This is a genomic window from Novosphingobium profundi (assembly GCF_018491765.1).
In the GTDB taxonomy this organism is placed as follows: Bacteria; Pseudomonadota; Alphaproteobacteria; order Sphingomonadales; family Sphingomonadaceae; genus Novosphingobium; species Novosphingobium profundi.
Map to the genome: position 1 here is coordinate 1 of NZ_JABWCU010000030.1, position 14,478 is coordinate 14,478.

Annotated in this window: 14 protein-coding genes and 1 tRNA gene; 9 read left to right on the forward strand and 6 right to left on the reverse strand. The window is 64.7% G+C overall.

The features are described 5' to 3' along the window. A partial coding sequence (locus tag HT136_RS23655; protein WP_214202309.1) for an Arm DNA-binding domain-containing protein occupies window positions 1–196 on the reverse strand: 196 nt, incomplete at its 3' end. 145 nt (window positions 197–341) lie between these two features. Beyond that, window positions 342–431 (reverse strand) — tRNA-Ser (locus HT136_RS23660). Between the two features lie 176 nt (window positions 432–607). On the opposite strand from HT136_RS23660, the gene HT136_RS23665 reads away from it, so the two are divergent. The 9 genes from HT136_RS23665 to HT136_RS23705 all read left to right on the forward strand — a co-directional run bounded on the left by HT136_RS23665 (window position 608) and on the right by HT136_RS23705 (window position 8,915). Further along, complete coding sequence (locus tag HT136_RS23665) at window positions 608–1,642, forward strand: lytic murein transglycosylase (RefSeq protein ID WP_214202350.1); 1,035 nt, start codon at window positions 608–610, stop codon at window positions 1,640–1,642. Window positions 1,643–1,718: 76 nt separating this feature from the next. Then, window positions 1,719–2,672, forward strand: coding sequence for a septal ring lytic transglycosylase RlpA family protein (locus HT136_RS23670; RefSeq protein WP_343222300.1), 954 nt, complete (start codon window positions 1,719–1,721; stop codon window positions 2,670–2,672). 102 nt (window positions 2,673–2,774) lie between these two features. Next, on the forward strand, window positions 2,775–3,959 hold the full coding sequence (locus tag HT136_RS23675) for a D-alanyl-D-alanine carboxypeptidase family protein (protein WP_214202311.1): 1,185 nt from the start codon (window positions 2,775–2,777) through the stop codon (window positions 3,957–3,959). Further along, the gene (gene tmk, locus HT136_RS23680; protein ID WP_214202312.1) at window positions 3,956–4,606 is read left to right on the forward strand and encodes a dTMP kinase; all 651 of its coding nucleotides are present in this window, start codon (window positions 3,956–3,958) and stop codon (window positions 4,604–4,606) included. The genes HT136_RS23675 and tmk overlap by 4 nt, the downstream gene beginning before the upstream one ends. Continuing rightward, entirely contained in the window at window positions 4,603–5,577 is a 975-nt protein-coding gene (locus HT136_RS23685; RefSeq protein ID WP_214202313.1) for a DNA polymerase III subunit delta', read from the forward strand. The genes tmk and HT136_RS23685 overlap by 4 nt, the downstream gene beginning before the upstream one ends. 32 nt (window positions 5,578–5,609) lie before the next feature. After that, complete coding sequence (gene metG / locus HT136_RS23690) at window positions 5,610–7,169, forward strand: methionine--tRNA ligase (RefSeq protein ID WP_214202314.1); 1,560 nt, start codon at window positions 5,610–5,612, stop codon at window positions 7,167–7,169. Further along, window positions 7,169–7,960, forward strand: coding sequence for a TatD family hydrolase (locus HT136_RS23695; protein WP_214202315.1), 792 nt, complete (start codon window positions 7,169–7,171; stop codon window positions 7,958–7,960). The genes metG and HT136_RS23695 overlap by 1 nt, the downstream gene beginning before the upstream one ends. Beyond that, entirely contained in the window at window positions 7,957–8,736 is a 780-nt protein-coding gene (locus HT136_RS23700) for an MBL fold metallo-hydrolase (RefSeq protein ID WP_214202316.1), read from the forward strand. Before HT136_RS23695 ends, HT136_RS23700 begins: the two co-directional genes overlap by 4 nt. After that, window positions 8,733–8,915, forward strand: coding sequence for a hypothetical protein (locus tag HT136_RS23705; RefSeq protein ID WP_214202317.1), 183 nt, complete (start codon window positions 8,733–8,735; stop codon window positions 8,913–8,915). Before HT136_RS23700 ends, HT136_RS23705 begins: the two co-directional genes overlap by 4 nt. Before the next feature lie 132 nt (window positions 8,916–9,047). Here the strand turns inward: HT136_RS23705 and HT136_RS23710 are convergent, their stop codons facing one another. The 4 genes from HT136_RS23710 to HT136_RS23725 all read right to left on the reverse strand — a co-directional run bounded on the left by HT136_RS23710 (window position 9,048) and on the right by HT136_RS23725 (window position 14,424). After that, a complete protein-coding gene (locus HT136_RS23710) occupies window positions 9,048–10,604 on the reverse strand; it encodes a bifunctional aminoglycoside phosphotransferase/ATP-binding protein (RefSeq protein ID WP_214202318.1) in 1,557 nt (518 codons plus the stop codon). 74 nt (window positions 10,605–10,678) lie between these two features. Further along, the gene (locus HT136_RS23715) at window positions 10,679–11,185 is read right to left on the reverse strand and encodes a (2Fe-2S)-binding protein (RefSeq protein WP_214202319.1); all 507 of its coding nucleotides are present in this window, start codon (window positions 11,183–11,185) and stop codon (window positions 10,679–10,681) included. A gap of 14 nt (window positions 11,186–11,199) precedes the next feature. Then, window positions 11,200–13,404: a xanthine dehydrogenase family protein molybdopterin-binding subunit gene (locus HT136_RS23720; RefSeq protein ID WP_214202320.1), complete on the reverse strand. Its 2,205-nt coding sequence runs from the start codon at window positions 13,402–13,404 to the stop codon at window positions 11,200–11,202. Window positions 13,405–13,407: 3 nt separating this feature from the next. Beyond that, window positions 13,408–14,424, reverse strand: coding sequence for a formylglycine-generating enzyme family protein (locus HT136_RS23725; protein ID WP_214202321.1), 1,017 nt, complete (start codon window positions 14,422–14,424; stop codon window positions 13,408–13,410). Between the last annotated feature and the right edge of the window lie 54 nt (window positions 14,425–14,478).

Here is a 14,478-nt window from a genome sequence, read left to right on the forward strand (position 1 = left end):
CTCGTTCGCGCGCATCGGCAAGCGATACCTTCGCGGCGCTGCCGAGCCCGAAGTCGCGGCGCATTCCATGCTTCTGTACCCGGCACACCCAGCTTTTCGAACCAGTAGGCTGGACGACGAGGTAGAGCCCGTCACCATCGCCCAACCGACCTGGACGCCGGGCTGCCTTCACAGCCGTTGCGGAAAGCTTTCCCATGACCAAAATTCTCCCACATTCTTTCCCACATTTCCAATCGGTCACCGGTGGATGGGGCTGGATGCAGAAGGACGCGAATCACCAATCAAGCCAAGGAAACCCTAAGGCTTTTCGGTGTTCGGCTGGACATGGAAAGAGGGCTAATTGGCGGACAGGGTGGGATTCGAACCCACGGTGAGCTTACACCCACGGCGGTTTTCAAGACCGCTGCCTTAAACCACTCGGCCACCTGTCCACGCGCGACAGCGCATAGAGCAACCGGCGTAGAGTGCAAGTTTCAAAATTCGCGCCATGCGTCCGGTGATCGCGCGCCCAACATACGATCAAAGCCTTGTTGCATGCGGCAATTTGCTGGGGGACAAGCCTCCAGCCGGTTTGCAAACCCGAGCCCTTGTGCGAGAACCGTCGACGATGAAATCACGATTCCGCAACTTCCGTCTTGGCTCCATCGCAATCGGCGCGGCGCTGTCGTGCGCCCTGTTCCCGGCTGTCCGGGCATGCGCACAGACCGAGAGCTTTCCAGCGTACATGCAGACCGTCGCCAGCCATGCGCGCCAGCAGGGGGTCAGCGAGGCGGCGATCAACCAGACGCTCGCAGGGCTTGTGCCCAACCAGCGGGTGATCGAGCTCGATACCGCACAACCGGGGCGTTCCAACACGCCGCCGCCGATGTCCGGCTACTTGTCCAAGCATCTCGGCTCCTCGATCATTTCGCGAGGGCGGGCAAAATACCATAGCCTTTCCTCGTTGCTGCCCTCGATCGAGCGACGCTATGGCGTTCCCGCATCCGTGCTCTTCGCGATATGGGGACACGAGACCAACTACGGCGGCTATACCGGCAATTTCGATACGGCACAGTCGCTGGCAACGTTGGCGTGGGAAGGACGCCGGCGCGATCTGTTCGAAGGCGAACTCATCGCACTCATGAAGATGATCGATCGCGGGGTGCCGCGCAGCACACTGAAGGGCAGTTGGGCCGGGGCGATCGGCAACCCGCAGTTCCTGCCGAGCGTCTACTTGCGCCTCGCCACTGATGGCGACGGCAACGGCACGACCGACATCTTCAACAGTCCGGCCGATACGATCGCTTCCATCGCGCGCTATTTCCAGGATGCGGGCTGGCGCCCAGGGCAGCCCTGGGGCGTGCTGGCCTCAGTGCCAGCGGGTTTCGACCCCGCTCGTTATGCAACCAAGTTGACGGCACCTTCGTGCGCGGCGGTTCACGCACGCCATTCCCAGTGGATGCCGATCTCCCAATGGCGCGAACTTGGCGTTCGCCCTCAAGCGGTTATCGGCGACGACGTGTTGGCGTCCTTGTTCCAGCCCGATGGGCCTGGAACGCCGGCCTATCTGTTAACCGGGAATTATCGGGTGATCCTGCAGTACAACTGCTCGAACTATTACGCCCTCTCGGTGGGATTGCTTGCAGATGAGATTGCCCGTTAAGCCAGCCTTTGGACTAGCCTGTCTGATCGTCCTGGGTGCCGGCGGCGCCCAGGCCGCGGATCGTAAGGCCGATGAAGTGCAAACCCGAACGGGGCCTGCGGCAGATTATCCGGTGGTGATCGGAAATCCCTTCACCATCGGTGACACCGTCTGGACGCCCAATGACCAGCTCAATTACGACGCCGTGGGCATGGCCAGCGTGGGGGATGTGGCGCTTTCCGGTGTGACCGGGGCCCACAAGACCCTGCCTCTGCCGAGTTACGTCGAGGTGACCAATCTGCAGACTGGCCGCACCGCTCTCGTGCGGCTCGAGCGCCGCGGGCCGCTGATCAATTCCGTTTTGGTAGAGCTCTCTCCCGAAGCGGCGCGTCAACTGGGTATCAGCGCTTCGGCGCCAGCTGCCGTGCGCGTGCGCCGGGTCAATCCCCCCGAAGCCGAACGTGCGGCCTTGCGTCAGGGCGGCGAAGCGCCGCTGCGCATGGATACGCCCGAAGGCCTCCTTCAGGTCCTGCGCCGCAAGCTTGCGCAGCAGTCCCCCTTGCTTCCACCGCCATCGGTCCCGCCGACGCCGCCTGTCCCGACCCAGGATATGCTGGCCAAGGGGCCTTCTGCGATGGCGAGGCCAGCAAAGGAACTCCCGCAAGCGAGTGCCGCGCCGGCGCCGGTCGGAAAATCCACTGTGGTCTCCACGGCGCCCATGCGCGCGCCCGAGCCGAGTGGACAGGTGAGCCTCCCTTCTGCGAAGGCTCCGGCGCCGGTCCCGCCCCCGCGGCCGGCTTCCGTACCCGCCGCCAAGCCGCCTGCCGTGCCCTCCGCAGTAAGGGGCACTTATGAAGTGCAGGTGGGCGCGTTCTCGGTCGAGGCCAACGCGCGCGCGCTCGCCAAGAAACTTGGGGGACGGGTCGAGAAGCCGGGTGGGTTCTGGCTGGTGCGCATGGGTCCCTACCCGGACAGTGCAAAAGCCGGGGCAGCGCTGGAGAAGGCGCGCAAGGCTGGTTATACAGACGCCCGAATCCAGCGCCGGGATTGACGCCGGGTCGTTGCGCTCGACAAGCACGACGTACCGCAAAGGCCGTTTCCCGTGCCGGCAAACTGCAAGGCATTCGCTTGGAATGCACCGGAGAAGCGGCTTTTGAAATCGTATCGTACGTCACTTCGCGCGGGAGTTGTCGCGCTGGCCGTTTCGCTTGCGCTTGCCGGTGGCGGCGTGGCCGGGGCGGCTTCTGCCAATCCCTCGCCGCCCGAAGAACTGGCCAAGATCCCGGTTAGCCTCCTCGTCGATCTGGGTTCGGGGCAGGTGCTCGAGCAGCGTCGTCCCGATATTCCGTTCCTGCCTGCTTCGGTGACCAAGGTGATGACCGCCTTCGTCGCCTTCGAGGAGATCGATGCCGGTCGCCTCCCGCTTGACCGGCGCTTCCAGATGGATGCCGAGACCGAGAAGGAATGGTGGGCCAAGGGCTCGACCATGTACATCACGCAAAAGGACCGTCCCACCACCGAGGAATTGCTCCACGGCATCATGACGGCTTCGGGCAACGACGCCTGCATCGTGCTGGCCAAGGGCTATGCCGGGAGCGTGCCGGCCTGGACCGCAAAGATGAATGCGGCGGCCAAGCGCCTTGGCATGACGCGCAGCCATTACAATACGCCCAATGGCTGGATGGACGAAGGCCAGACCTATGTGACGGCGAGCGACATGGTGCGCCTGGCGGATGCGATGATCATGCGCCATCCCCGGCTCTATCACGAATTTTCGGGCGTGAAGCAGTACCATTGGCGCGACGTGGCAATGCGCAGCCATGACCCGACCGTGGGGATCGTCCCCGGCGCCGACGGCATCAAGACTGGCTACACGCGCGAGGCCGGCTACAATTTCGTAGGGACCGCCGTGCGCGACGGCCGCCGCCTGGTCATGGTGCTGGCCGGGTCGCCGACCTACATCGTTCGCGACGCCGCTGCGCGCAAGCTGCTCGAATGGGGCTTCGCCGATTGGACGCCGCGCCACCTCTTCGACGAAGGCGAGACGGTCGCCAAGGCGCAAGTTCAGGGCGGGGCGGATCTGTCCGTTCCGCTCGTGACCGACCGCGAAGTGCATGCCACGCTTCCCACGTCGGCACCCAATCGCAAGATCAGCCTGGCCGTCCACTATCGTGGTCCTCTCGTCGCGCCGATCAGGAAGGGTGACCGCGTCGGAGATCTGGAAATCTCGGTGGAGGGTCTCGCTCCGGGTCACGTCCCACTTTACGCTGCGCAAGATGTCGCCAAGGCCGGTGCCTTCGACCGTTTGCGCAACGGGCTCGTCAAACTGCTGCGATGACGCGGGGACGTTTCATCGCGCTCGAAGGCGGGGAAGGGGCCGGCAAGTCGACGCAGGCGCGGCTTCTTGGCGAAGCCTTGCGCGCTCGGGGCGTTGCCGTCGTGATCACCCGCGAGCCGGGCGGGACCCCCGGTGCGGAGGCGATCCGCTCGCTCCTTCTCGACGGCGTCGCCGGAGACGAGGCGGGATGGGGCGCCCGCGCCGAGGCCCTGCTATTCGCGGCCGCACGCGCCGACCACGTCGCGCGCCTGATCCGTCCGGCACTCGAGGGCGGCACATGGGTCATCTGCGATCGCTACCTCGATTCGAGCCGTGCCTACCAGGGCGGCGGCGGCGGACTGTCGGACGCAGACCTGCTGGACTTGCACCGGATTGGAAGCGAGGGCCTTCTCCCCGACCTGACCTTGCTCGTCGAAGTGGAAAGCGTGGAAGTCGTGCGTCGGCTCGCCTTGCGTGATACCGCGGGTTCGGACCGGATTGGAGGACGCGAACAGGCCTATCATGATCGGGTGTCCGCTACGTTCCGCCGTCTTGCCGAGCAGGACGCGGATCGTTTCGCGCGGATCGACGGAAACGGCGATCCCCAGGAAATCCATGCGCGGATCATGTCCGCGCTGACGCCGTTGCTGGAGGCGTCGGCCTCATGACTGAGGGCGATTTCCAGGGACAGGAAGCGGCCTGGCACGAATGGGCACAGGCGCTGGCCTCACAGCGCCTGCACCATGCTTGGCTCCTCGCCGGGGCGCGCGGCCTGGGCAAGCAGGCGTTCGCGCGCGCGGCCGCTCTCAAACTCGTCGGAACCGGGCCTGGCGCCGCCGCGAGTGATGTGGAGAGCCATCCCGACATCCATATCCTTGCCCCGCTACCGGCCAACGACGACGAAGCCAAGAAGAAGGCCGAAGGCAAACCCTACCAGACCAAGCGCAACATCTCGGTCGACCAGATCCGCGAGATGATCCGCAAGCTCGCGACCCGCCCGACGTTAGGGGATCGGCGCGCGATCATCGTCGATCCGGCGGATGACTTGGAAAAGGGCGCCGTCAATGCGCTCCTCAAGGTGCTCGAGGAGCCTCCGGCGGGCACCTATTTCCTGCTCGTCGCCCACCAGCCCGGTCGATTGCTTCCCACCGTGCGCTCGCGCTGCCGCGTCTTGCGCTTCGCCGCCCTGAGCGAGCCGGCGCTCGAGGCCATGCTGCTACGCGAAGTTCCCGAAGCCGACCAGGCAACACGCCGTGCCGCGATCCAAGCCGCGCAAGGGTCTCCCGGCCTCGCGCGCACGTTCGTCGCGCAAGATTTGGGCGGTCTTCACAATTTGATGGCGCAGATCCTGGCCGAGGGCGATCGGGATTACGCCTTGCGCGGTCAAATGGCGCGCGAAATGGGCCAGCGACCGACCCGCGAGCGGCAACTCGCCGCGATCGAGCTCGCCCGCGCGGTGCTTCTCGCGCAGATCACCGCGACGAACAGCCGCCAGCAACTGGTGATGATCGAGGCCTACCAGACGCTCAGCCAGTTGCTGGTGCGCGCGCCGACCTACAATTTCGATCCCGGCGTGCTTATAATGGAGATTGGCGGGTTGCTGGCTTCGTCGGCAATGCCTAGAGAACGCAGCCACTGATCCACCACGAACACAGAAAGCGCGACGCCGCCATGGGCGAGCCCTATTACATCACCACCGCCATCTCCTATCCCAACGGTCGGCCGCACATCGGTCACGCTTACGAGGCTATCGCGGCCGACGTGATCGCCCGCCACCGCAAGGCCGAGGGTTTCGACGTCCGGCTCCAGACCGGCACCGACGAGCACGGCCTCAAGATGATGCAGAAGGCGCGCGAACTCGGCACGACCCCCGCGGAACTCGCTACGGAAATGTCCGGATATTTCCGCGAGATGTGCGATGCTCTGAATGTGGGCTATGACGTGTTCATCCGGACCACCGAGCCACGCCACCATGAGGCGACACAGGAGCTTTGGCGCCGGATGGAGGCCAAGGGCGACCTCTATCTCGATCGCTACGAGGGTTGGTATTCGGTCCGTGACGAGGCCTACTACGATGAGAGCGAACTCGTCGAAGGGGAAGGGGGCACCAAGCTCTCGCCGCAGGGCACGCCGGTCGAATGGACCGTCGAGGAATCCTGGTTCTTCCGCCTGTCCAAGTACCAGGACAAGCTGCTTGAGCTCTACAATTCGGGCGACTTCATCCGGCCCGAAAGCCGCAGGAACGAGATCGCACGCTTCGTTGAGGGCGGCTTGCGTGACCTTTCGATCTCGCGCACGAGCTTCGACTGGGGGGTCAAGGTTCCCGGTTCGGACAGTCACGTCATGTACGTCTGGGTCGACGCGCTGACCAACTATCTGACCGGCCTCGGCTTTCCTGATGAGAGCGGCGATTACGCCAGATACTGGCCGGCTGCGATGCATCTCATCGGCAAGGACATCGTGCGCTTCCACACGGTCTACTGGCCTGCGTTCCTGATGAGTGCGGACGTGCCGCTGCCCAAGCAGGTCTTCGGCCACGGCTTCCTGCTCAACCGGGGGCAGAAGGAATCGAAGTCGCTGGGCAACGTGACCGATCCGATCGCACTGGCCGAGACCTTCGGGGTCGACACGCTGCGCTACTTCTTCCTGCGCGAGGTCGCCTTCGGGCAGGACGGTTCGTGGTCGGCCGAGGCCATCGTGACGCGCTGCAACGCCGAACTCGCGAACAGCTTCGGAAACCTGGCACAACGTAGCCTTTCCATGATTTTCAAGAACATGGGTGGCGAACTTAAGTCCGATTTGGACTATTCCGACGCCGATCGTGCGCTCTTCGAGGCGGTCGAACAAGGCGTTGCCGGGCTACGTGAGAGCTTCACCGATCTCGACTTCAGCGCGGGCCTCGACGCCTGGATGAAGGCTGTCTTTGCCTGCAACCAGTATGTCGACGAACAGGCACCCTGGGCACTGCGCAAGAGCGATCCGGCGCGAATGGAAGTCGTTCTGATGTCGCTCTTCCAGGTCGTGCGTGATCTCGCGATTGCGGTGCGTCCGGTCGTCCCGCAGTCGATCGATGCGCTGCTCGACCAGATGGGGATCGCGAGCGATGCACGCGACTACGCCGTGCTGGGCGATGGTTCGTGGTTCGCTACGTTGGCCGGCTCCGGCTTCGTGGTCGACAAGCCGCAGGGCGTGTTCCCGCGCCTCGAATTGCCCGAGGACGAAACGGCCTGATGCTGATCGATTCCCACTGCCATCTCGAATACGAAGGCGTCGTCGAGGACCAGCGGGGCGTGCTCGAGCGCGCCCGTGCGGCCGGGGTGAAGGGGTTCCTCAACATCTCGACCCGTCAGCGCGAATGGGACCGGGTGATCGGAACCGCCGAGCGTGAGGTCGACGTCTGGGCCTCGGTGGGCATCCATCCGCATGAAGCCGATGCCCATGCCGATCTTGGCGCGGGGGCGTTGCTCGATGCGGCGGCGCATCCGCGCGTGATCGGGATTGGTGAGACCGGTCTCGACTACTACTACGACAAGTCGGACCGCGAGGTCCAGCAGGCGCTGTTCCGCACGCACATCGCAGTCGCGCGCGAAACGCAGTTGCCGATCATCATTCACACGCGCGATGCTGAAGAGGATACCGTGCGGATCCTGCGCGAGGAGATGGAGGAGGGGGCCTTTCCGGCGCTGATCCACTGCTTCACCGCCAGTGCGCAATTCGGCCAGGCGGTGCTCGATCTCGGGCTGACGATCAGTCTTTCGGGCATCGTGACCTTCAAGAACGCGCAGGATCTGCAGGCATTCGCCCGCGAAGTCCCCGCGGATCGCCTGCTGGTCGAGACGGATTCCCCGTTCCTTGCGCCCGTGCCACACCGCGGGCGCAAGTGCGAGCCGGGCTTCACGGCCGACACCGCGCGCTTCGTGGCGAATTTGCGCGGCGTCGATCTGGAAGAGCTCGCCGCAGCGACGACGCGCAACTTCTTCGCTCTCTTCACCAAGGCGAACCTTCCGGCAGACGCGGCGTGAAGGTCACGATCCTGGGATGCGGCACTTCGACCGGCGTGCCTCGGCTTGGCGGTGAATTCGGAGCCGACTGGGGCCAGTGCGATCCCAATGAACCGCGCAATCGCCGCAGCCGCGTCGCGATCCTGCTCGAAAGCGAAGCTGGCAAACGCATTCTCGTCGACACGCCGACCGATCTTCGCGCGCAGCTGCTCGCCAACGACGTACACCGGCTCGACGCCGTGTTCTGGACGCACGACCATGCCGACCATTGCCACGGCATCGATGATCTGCGTCCGTTGCGCTATGGCCGGGCAGGGCCGATGGCGGGCTACGCCGCGGCCGAAACGGTCCGCCGCTTGCGCCAGCGCTTCGGCTACGTTTTCGCGGGCCAATTCGGCTATCCGACGCTCGTTTCGCTCGAGAACCTCGACACTTTGCGCCTCTGTGAGGGCTTCCGCGTCGAGCATACGCAGATGCCGCATGGCCCGGCGCAGTCTACTGGATTTCGGTTCGATTGTGACGGAATTTCAATCTGTTATTTGACAGACTTTAGTGAAATTACGAGGGATATGGTTGACCTTTGCGATGACACGGACGTGCTCATCGTGGACTGCCTGCGCCGTGAGCCGCATCCTACGCACGCGCATCTGGGTATGGCGCTCGAGCTGGCGGAGCGATCCGGTGCGCACCAGACGATCCTCACGCATCTCGACAAGAGCATGGACTATGCGACCTTGTCGGACGAAGTGCCAGAGAACGTCTACGTGGCTTACGATGGCATGGTGATTTCGCCATGAGCTTCATGGCCACGCTGACATCGATACTGGCAATCCTGTGCTGCCTGTTCCTGGTCTCGGGACATTCCGGCTTTCGTCAGCTTGGTTTCGCGAAGTCGTTGCGGCTTGGCTTGATATGGGCCGTGATCATCGTCGGGCTTGTTCTTGTGATCCAGGTTTCCGGCCTCCAGATACGGTAAATCAGCGGGGCGCTCGATTGCCCAGCGTCCCCTTCAAGGCTTGCTCATTTAACATAATATATATTATCAGGCCTAACTCTGTCGTTAGAGCGATAGCGCCCCGCGATCGTCATGTCACATCACAGCTTTGCGTCATCCCAGGCCCAGTGCGTCCAAGGCGCGTGACAGGACCTGCTCGTGCGATCCGGACGCATCGACGCGCTGCCAGTTCGAGAGATCGCCCGTGTCAAAGCCGGACTGCCGCTCAAGCACGTCGACTGTCGCGTCGGACGCATCGCCCGAGCGCCCGCTTACGCGCTTGCGAAGGACCTCGATCGGCGCTTCGAGCCAGAGCCCGCGAAACGTAGCGCCACAATCGCGGGCAAGCTCGCCGAGCACGGCACGTTCCTGCGGCCGGACGAAAATCCCATCGATCAAGACCGACGATCCCGACCGCAAGGCATCGCCGGCCTTTGCGAGTATCGCGGCGTAGACTTTGTCGGACATTTCGGGCGTGTAACTTTCGGCGGGAAGCCGGACTTCGGGTGAGACCCCTGCCATTCGCTTGCGAAGAACGTCGGTTCGCAGCCAGCGTGCGCCCACGGCTCCCGGCATGGCCGGGGCCAACTGGCCGGCCAACGTCGACTTGCCGGTCCCGGACAATCCGCCGACGGCGACCAGACGGGGTGCCGATGGAGCAAGGAATTGGAGGGCATCTTCCAGGTAGCACTTCGCCTCGCGTCCATGCTCCTCGGACTTGCGTGCGTCCTTCGCCTGGCCGGCTTGCGTGGCATGGACATGCGCCCGGATCGCGGCGCGCATCGACAGGAATAGAGGTAAAACGCCTAGCGCCTCGGCATCGAGATCGGCCATGTCGAAATAGCGATTGAACAGGAGCGAGGCCAGGCCCCCTTCCCTGCGGTGCCACAAGTCCATCACCGCGAAGGCCAGATCGTAGAGCAGGTCGCAAGTCGCGAGCTCGTCGTCGAATTCAAGGCAATCGAACGCGGTGGCCTTGCCGTTCCAGAGGCACACGTTGGCAAGATGGAGGTCGCCGTGGCAATGGCGCACACACCCATTTGCCGCGCGTGCGCCCAGTATGCGAGAGACTTCCGACAGCCTCGCCAGGCTCATCGTCAGCAGGCGATCGCAATCATCCGGGGCAAGCAGTTCGGGCTGGGTCGCCGCCATGCTGTCACGGTTTCCCTCGATCACCCGCCGTACGCGCGCGACCCCGTCGTCCTCGATCGGCGTGGCCGCGCTCTCGTGAAACGCGAAGAGGCGATCGGCAAGATCGCGCACGTGCGAGGGTTCGAGCCGGCCTTCCTGGACCATGGTCGAGAACAAGGCGTCGTCCGCGAAGCGGCGCATGACCACGACCCAGTCCAGCGCACTAGCCGGCGGCGTCTTCGCGTCTCCGAAGGCCAGTGTTCCTTGCAACGTCGGCACGATGGGAACGACGTCGAGATACAGTTCGGGCGCTGTCCGCCGATTGAGTTGCAATTCACGCTGGCACATGAGCCTGCGTCGTTCGGCTGTCGAGAAGTCGAGATAGGAATAGCGCACGGCGCGTTTCAGCTTGTAGGCGCGTTCCTTCGTCAGGAACACGCTTGCGCCGTGGGTGTCGATCCGCTCGACCTCGCCGCCATGGACTGCAGGGTCACTCAGAAAGGCGAGGACGGCGTCCTGTGAACCTGCTGCGTGAATCATGTCGAACCGCTTCCCCTGCGCAACTGCACCGGGTACGTTCTGTCACGAGTTGCGGCGCTTCTCCATGATCGAGATCAGGCCGAGCCTCTTGCGTGCGCGGCGCCCCTCTCGCGGATCACTCGTCCCGCCGACTGGATGGCCCTGACAATGCGCGGATAAGTGCCGCAACGGCACAAGTTGGTGATGCCTTCCCGGATCGCCGCCTCGTCGGGCTCGGGGTTTTCCTTCAGCAGCGCGGCGGCCGCCATGATCATGCCGGTCTGACAGTAGCCACACTGGGGCACTTGTTCGTCGATCCAGGCCTGCTGGAGTGGGTGGAGCTCCCCTTCCCCGACGCTCGCGCTGCCCGCAAGGGCCTCGATCGTGGTGATCGCCTGGCCTGACTCGAGGCTCGAGACCGGCATCTGGCAACTGCGCACCGCCTCGCCATCGATATGCACGGTGCAGGCGCCGCACATGCCGATGCCGCAGCCGAACTTGGTGCCGGGCAGCGCGAGATCCTCGCGCAGGACCCAAAGCAAGGGCGTGTCATCTTCGGCATCCACGGAGCGTTGCGCGCCGTTCACCGTCAAAGTCTTCATGGCCATTGCTTCCTTCAGATCGTGAGCGTGCGCGCAATCGGCAGCGTGCGGATACGTGGCCCGCCAGCATCGGCGATAGCGTTGACAAGCGCCGGAGCGATGACGGGCGTGGAGGCCTCGCCGATATTTCCCGGTTCCTCGCTACCGGGCATCAGGACAACCTCGATCGGGGGCACGTCCTGCATCATCGGCAAGCGGTAGTCGGAGAAATTCTGCGCGGTGGGGCGTCCGTCCTCGAAATGCACCTCTCCCCAGAGCGAGGCCTGGAGACCGAAGATGATGCCGCCGGTGAGCTGTCCCTCGACGCTTACCGGGTCGATCATCAATCCGCAGTCGCAGGCACATGCGATGCGCTTAAGGCTAAGACTGCTGTCCTTGACTTCGACTTCGACGCCGATGGCGCAGAAATTGGCGCCCGAATAGCTGAAGGCAATCCCCCGCCCGATGCCTTTGGCCCGGGGGGCATCGAGTGCAATCATCTCGGCTGCCTTCCTGAGCACCGGCGTGATACGCGGATGTCCCTTGAGCAGCGCAAGGCGCAGCGCAAGCGGGGATTGCCCGGTCTCGCGCGCGATCTCGTCGATGAAGGATTCGGCGAAGAAGGCGTTCTGCGACATCGAGACGCTGCGCCAGAAGCCGACGGGAACCTGGAGGTCGACCTCGTGGTATTCGATCCGCTTTACCGGATCGGCATAGTCGCCGTAAATCAGTTGACCGGCCGCTGTCGCATCGGCGAGCCCTTCCATGCCGCCCATCGGCGGGCGACCGTGATAGGCCATGATCGATTCCCCGGCGATGCGCGAATGGATCGCGGTCAGCGAACCGTCCTTGCCGATCGCAGCGCGCGAGCGCGCCATGTAGGCCGGGCGATACTGGTCACCGGCGAGGTCCTGCTCGCGCGGCCAGATCGTCTTGACCATGCGGCCGGGAACCCCGCGTGCGGCCTCGATCGCAACCGACACGAAATCCACACCCCATTTGCGGCCGAAGCCGCCGCCCGCGTACGTGATCTCGACGCGGACCTTGTCCATCGGCAACCCGCTCAACTTGGCCGCCGTGCGGTGACTGTTGTCCGGGTCCTGCAGCGGCCCACGCACCAGGAGGCCCTGCTCGTCGAAGCGCGCCGAGCAGCAGATCGGCTCGAGCGTGGCGTGGGCGAGATGGGGGACCTGGTATTCCGCCTCGATGACGCGCGCGGCTTCCTCGAACGCCGCCTCGAACGCTCCGGACACTTCGGGCACGATGCGTGGCGGGAAGGCATTCATGTCGAACTGCGGGAACGGTTTGGGCGCGACCTCGTCGAAAGCGGCGGCCAGACGATCGTGGATGCCCTTGTCGTCGAGCTTGTCGAGCGGTGAGGCGGTGACGGTGAGCGTGATCGTGTCGGCGGCGCTCTTGGCGCGCCAGTAACGGTCGGCGATTACCACGAGGCCTCCGCTGACCGGAACGATCGCGTGGATGCCCGGGCGCGCCTTTGCCGCCTCCAGGCCCTTGGCCTCGAAGCTGGCCTTGGGATGGGGCGCGAGCACGGGGACGCCGATCAGCATGCCCTCCTCGTGCACGTCGATGCCGAACTCGGCCTGACCCATGACCTTGGGGCGCAAATCCTTGCGCGGGCTTTTTCCGCCGATGATCGTGAACGCGCTCGCTGGCTTGAGGGTCAGCGCTTGCGGCACGGGGAGCGACGAGGCGGCTTGCGCGACGTCGCCGAAGCTGAGCGTTCGGTCGCTGGCCGGATCGCGGATGACGCCGCCATGGACGGTCAGGCTCTCCGCCGGAACGCCGAGCCGCGCCGCCGCCGCCGCGACGAGCATCGCACGGCTTGCCGCACCCAGCTTGCGCAAGGACGTATAGTAGCCCATCACGGTCATGCTGTTGGCCGTAATCTGCTTGCGCGCGAGCGGGTTGGCGAAGGACTGGTCAGCCCAGGGCAGTTCGACCTCGAGCGCCGCCCAGTCGCAATCGAGTTCCTCGGCCACGAACCGGGCGAGCGCTTCCTGCGTGCCCTGGCCCATTTCAGTCGAGGGGACGATCAGGCGGACACGCGAGGCGGCGTCAATCGAAAGCATCGCGCCGAAGCGGGCGCTCTCCGGGTGACCGGCCGCGGGCTCGGCAGCCTGTACCATCGGCATCCCCAGAACGAACAGCCCCGCTCCCAGCGATAGGCCGCCGACGACGCCACGGCGCGATAGATTGAGCACGCCCTGTTCTCTAGCCATGGCTCAACCCTCCGGAAGATCGCGCGCGATACGCATGCCGAAGATCCAGGTAACCTGGTCGACCGGGTCGCGGCCACGCCAGGAGACGCGGTTGCGGAACGGCGTGCTGATCCAGCTACCGCCACGAACGGCGCGCAGGGGGCAGTTGGCGGAGTTGATGTAAGCGCTGCCGTCGGTGGGCACATCTGCGGGATAGGGCGCCGCGTAGCAGTCCTGGGTCCATTCCCAGACGTTGCCGATCATGTCGTGAAGCCCGAAGGCATTTGCCGCGAAGCGGCCGACGGGCGCCGCGCCTGCGTGGCCATCGTGGCAGGTGGCGTGAGGAAGCGCCTTGGTGCCATCGTTCGACTGGCCGCCGAACACGGCGGTAAGTCCGCTCTGTGCACCGTCGGCATCGAGCATGTTGGCCTCACCGCAACCGGTATCTGCGCTCGCGCCCCAAGAGTAGTCGGCAGAGCTACCCGCGCGCGCGGCATATTCCCATTCGGCCTCGGTCGGCAGGCGGTAATGCGCGCCGGTCTTCGCACTTAGCCATTCGGCATAGGCCTGTGCGTCACTCCACGAGATGCAGGCCGCAGGCATGTCGGGCGCGCCGTCGCCCGCGCCAAGGCCGGGATGGCGGAAATCGGCACCCGGCATCTTGGCGATCGTGCCCTTTTGCGGATCGATCGAGCGGCAATCGGTCGAGGGCACATGCCCGGTGGCGGCGATGAAGCTGGCGTATTGGGCGTTCGACACTTCAAGCTGGCCAAGGGCGAAGCGCTTGCGGATGGTAACCGCATGCGCGGGTCCCTCGGGGCGCCCCTCTTCCCCGGCATCCGCGCCCATGCGGAACGCGCCAGGGGCGATGACGACCATCTTGGGGCAAACGTCGGCACAGTCGGAAAAAACCGTTCCCGGCGCGAACGTGGTCGGTGCCCCGGCGTGCTTGGGTTCCGCTTCGGCTGCGCTTGCGGTTGCCGAGGCCCATATTGCCCCGGCGAACGCACCCGCCATGAGCCCTGCCCTGATCGTATTCATCCCCTGTCCCTCTGTTTCGGCTGCGCCTGTTGTTCGCGCAGCCGATCGAATTCG

What these genes read in the sequence shown, in the direction of transcription:
- HT136_RS23665 (WP_214202350.1), top strand. Translation starts at nt 608, where the DNA reads ATGAAATCACGATTCCGCAACTTCCGTCTTGGCTCCATCGCAATCGGC.
- tmk (WP_214202312.1), top strand. Translation starts at nt 3,956, where the DNA reads ATGACGCGGGGACGTTTCATCGCGCTCGAAGGCGGGGAAGGGGCCGGC.
- HT136_RS23685 (WP_214202313.1), top strand. Translation starts at nt 4,603, where the DNA reads ATGACTGAGGGCGATTTCCAGGGACAGGAAGCGGCCTGGCACGAATGG.
- metG (WP_214202314.1), top strand. Translation starts at nt 5,610, where the DNA reads ATGGGCGAGCCCTATTACATCACCACCGCCATCTCCTATCCCAACGGT.
- HT136_RS23695 (WP_214202315.1), top strand. Translation starts at nt 7,169, where the DNA reads ATGCTGATCGATTCCCACTGCCATCTCGAATACGAAGGCGTCGTCGAG.
- HT136_RS23705 (WP_214202317.1), top strand. Translation starts at nt 8,733, where the DNA reads ATGAGCTTCATGGCCACGCTGACATCGATACTGGCAATCCTGTGCTGC.
- HT136_RS23710 (WP_214202318.1), bottom strand. Translation starts at nt 10,604, where the DNA reads ATGATTCACGCAGCAGGTTCACAGGACGCCGTCCTCGCCTTTCTGAGT.
- HT136_RS23715 (WP_214202319.1), bottom strand. Translation starts at nt 11,185, where the DNA reads ATGAAGACTTTGACGGTGAACGGCGCGCAACGCTCCGTGGATGCCGAA.
- HT136_RS23720 (WP_214202320.1), bottom strand. Translation starts at nt 13,404, where the DNA reads ATGGCTAGAGAACAGGGCGTGCTCAATCTATCGCGCCGTGGCGTCGTC.
- HT136_RS23725 (WP_214202321.1), bottom strand. Translation starts at nt 14,424, where the DNA reads ATGAATACGATCAGGGCAGGGCTCATGGCGGGTGCGTTCGCCGGGGCA.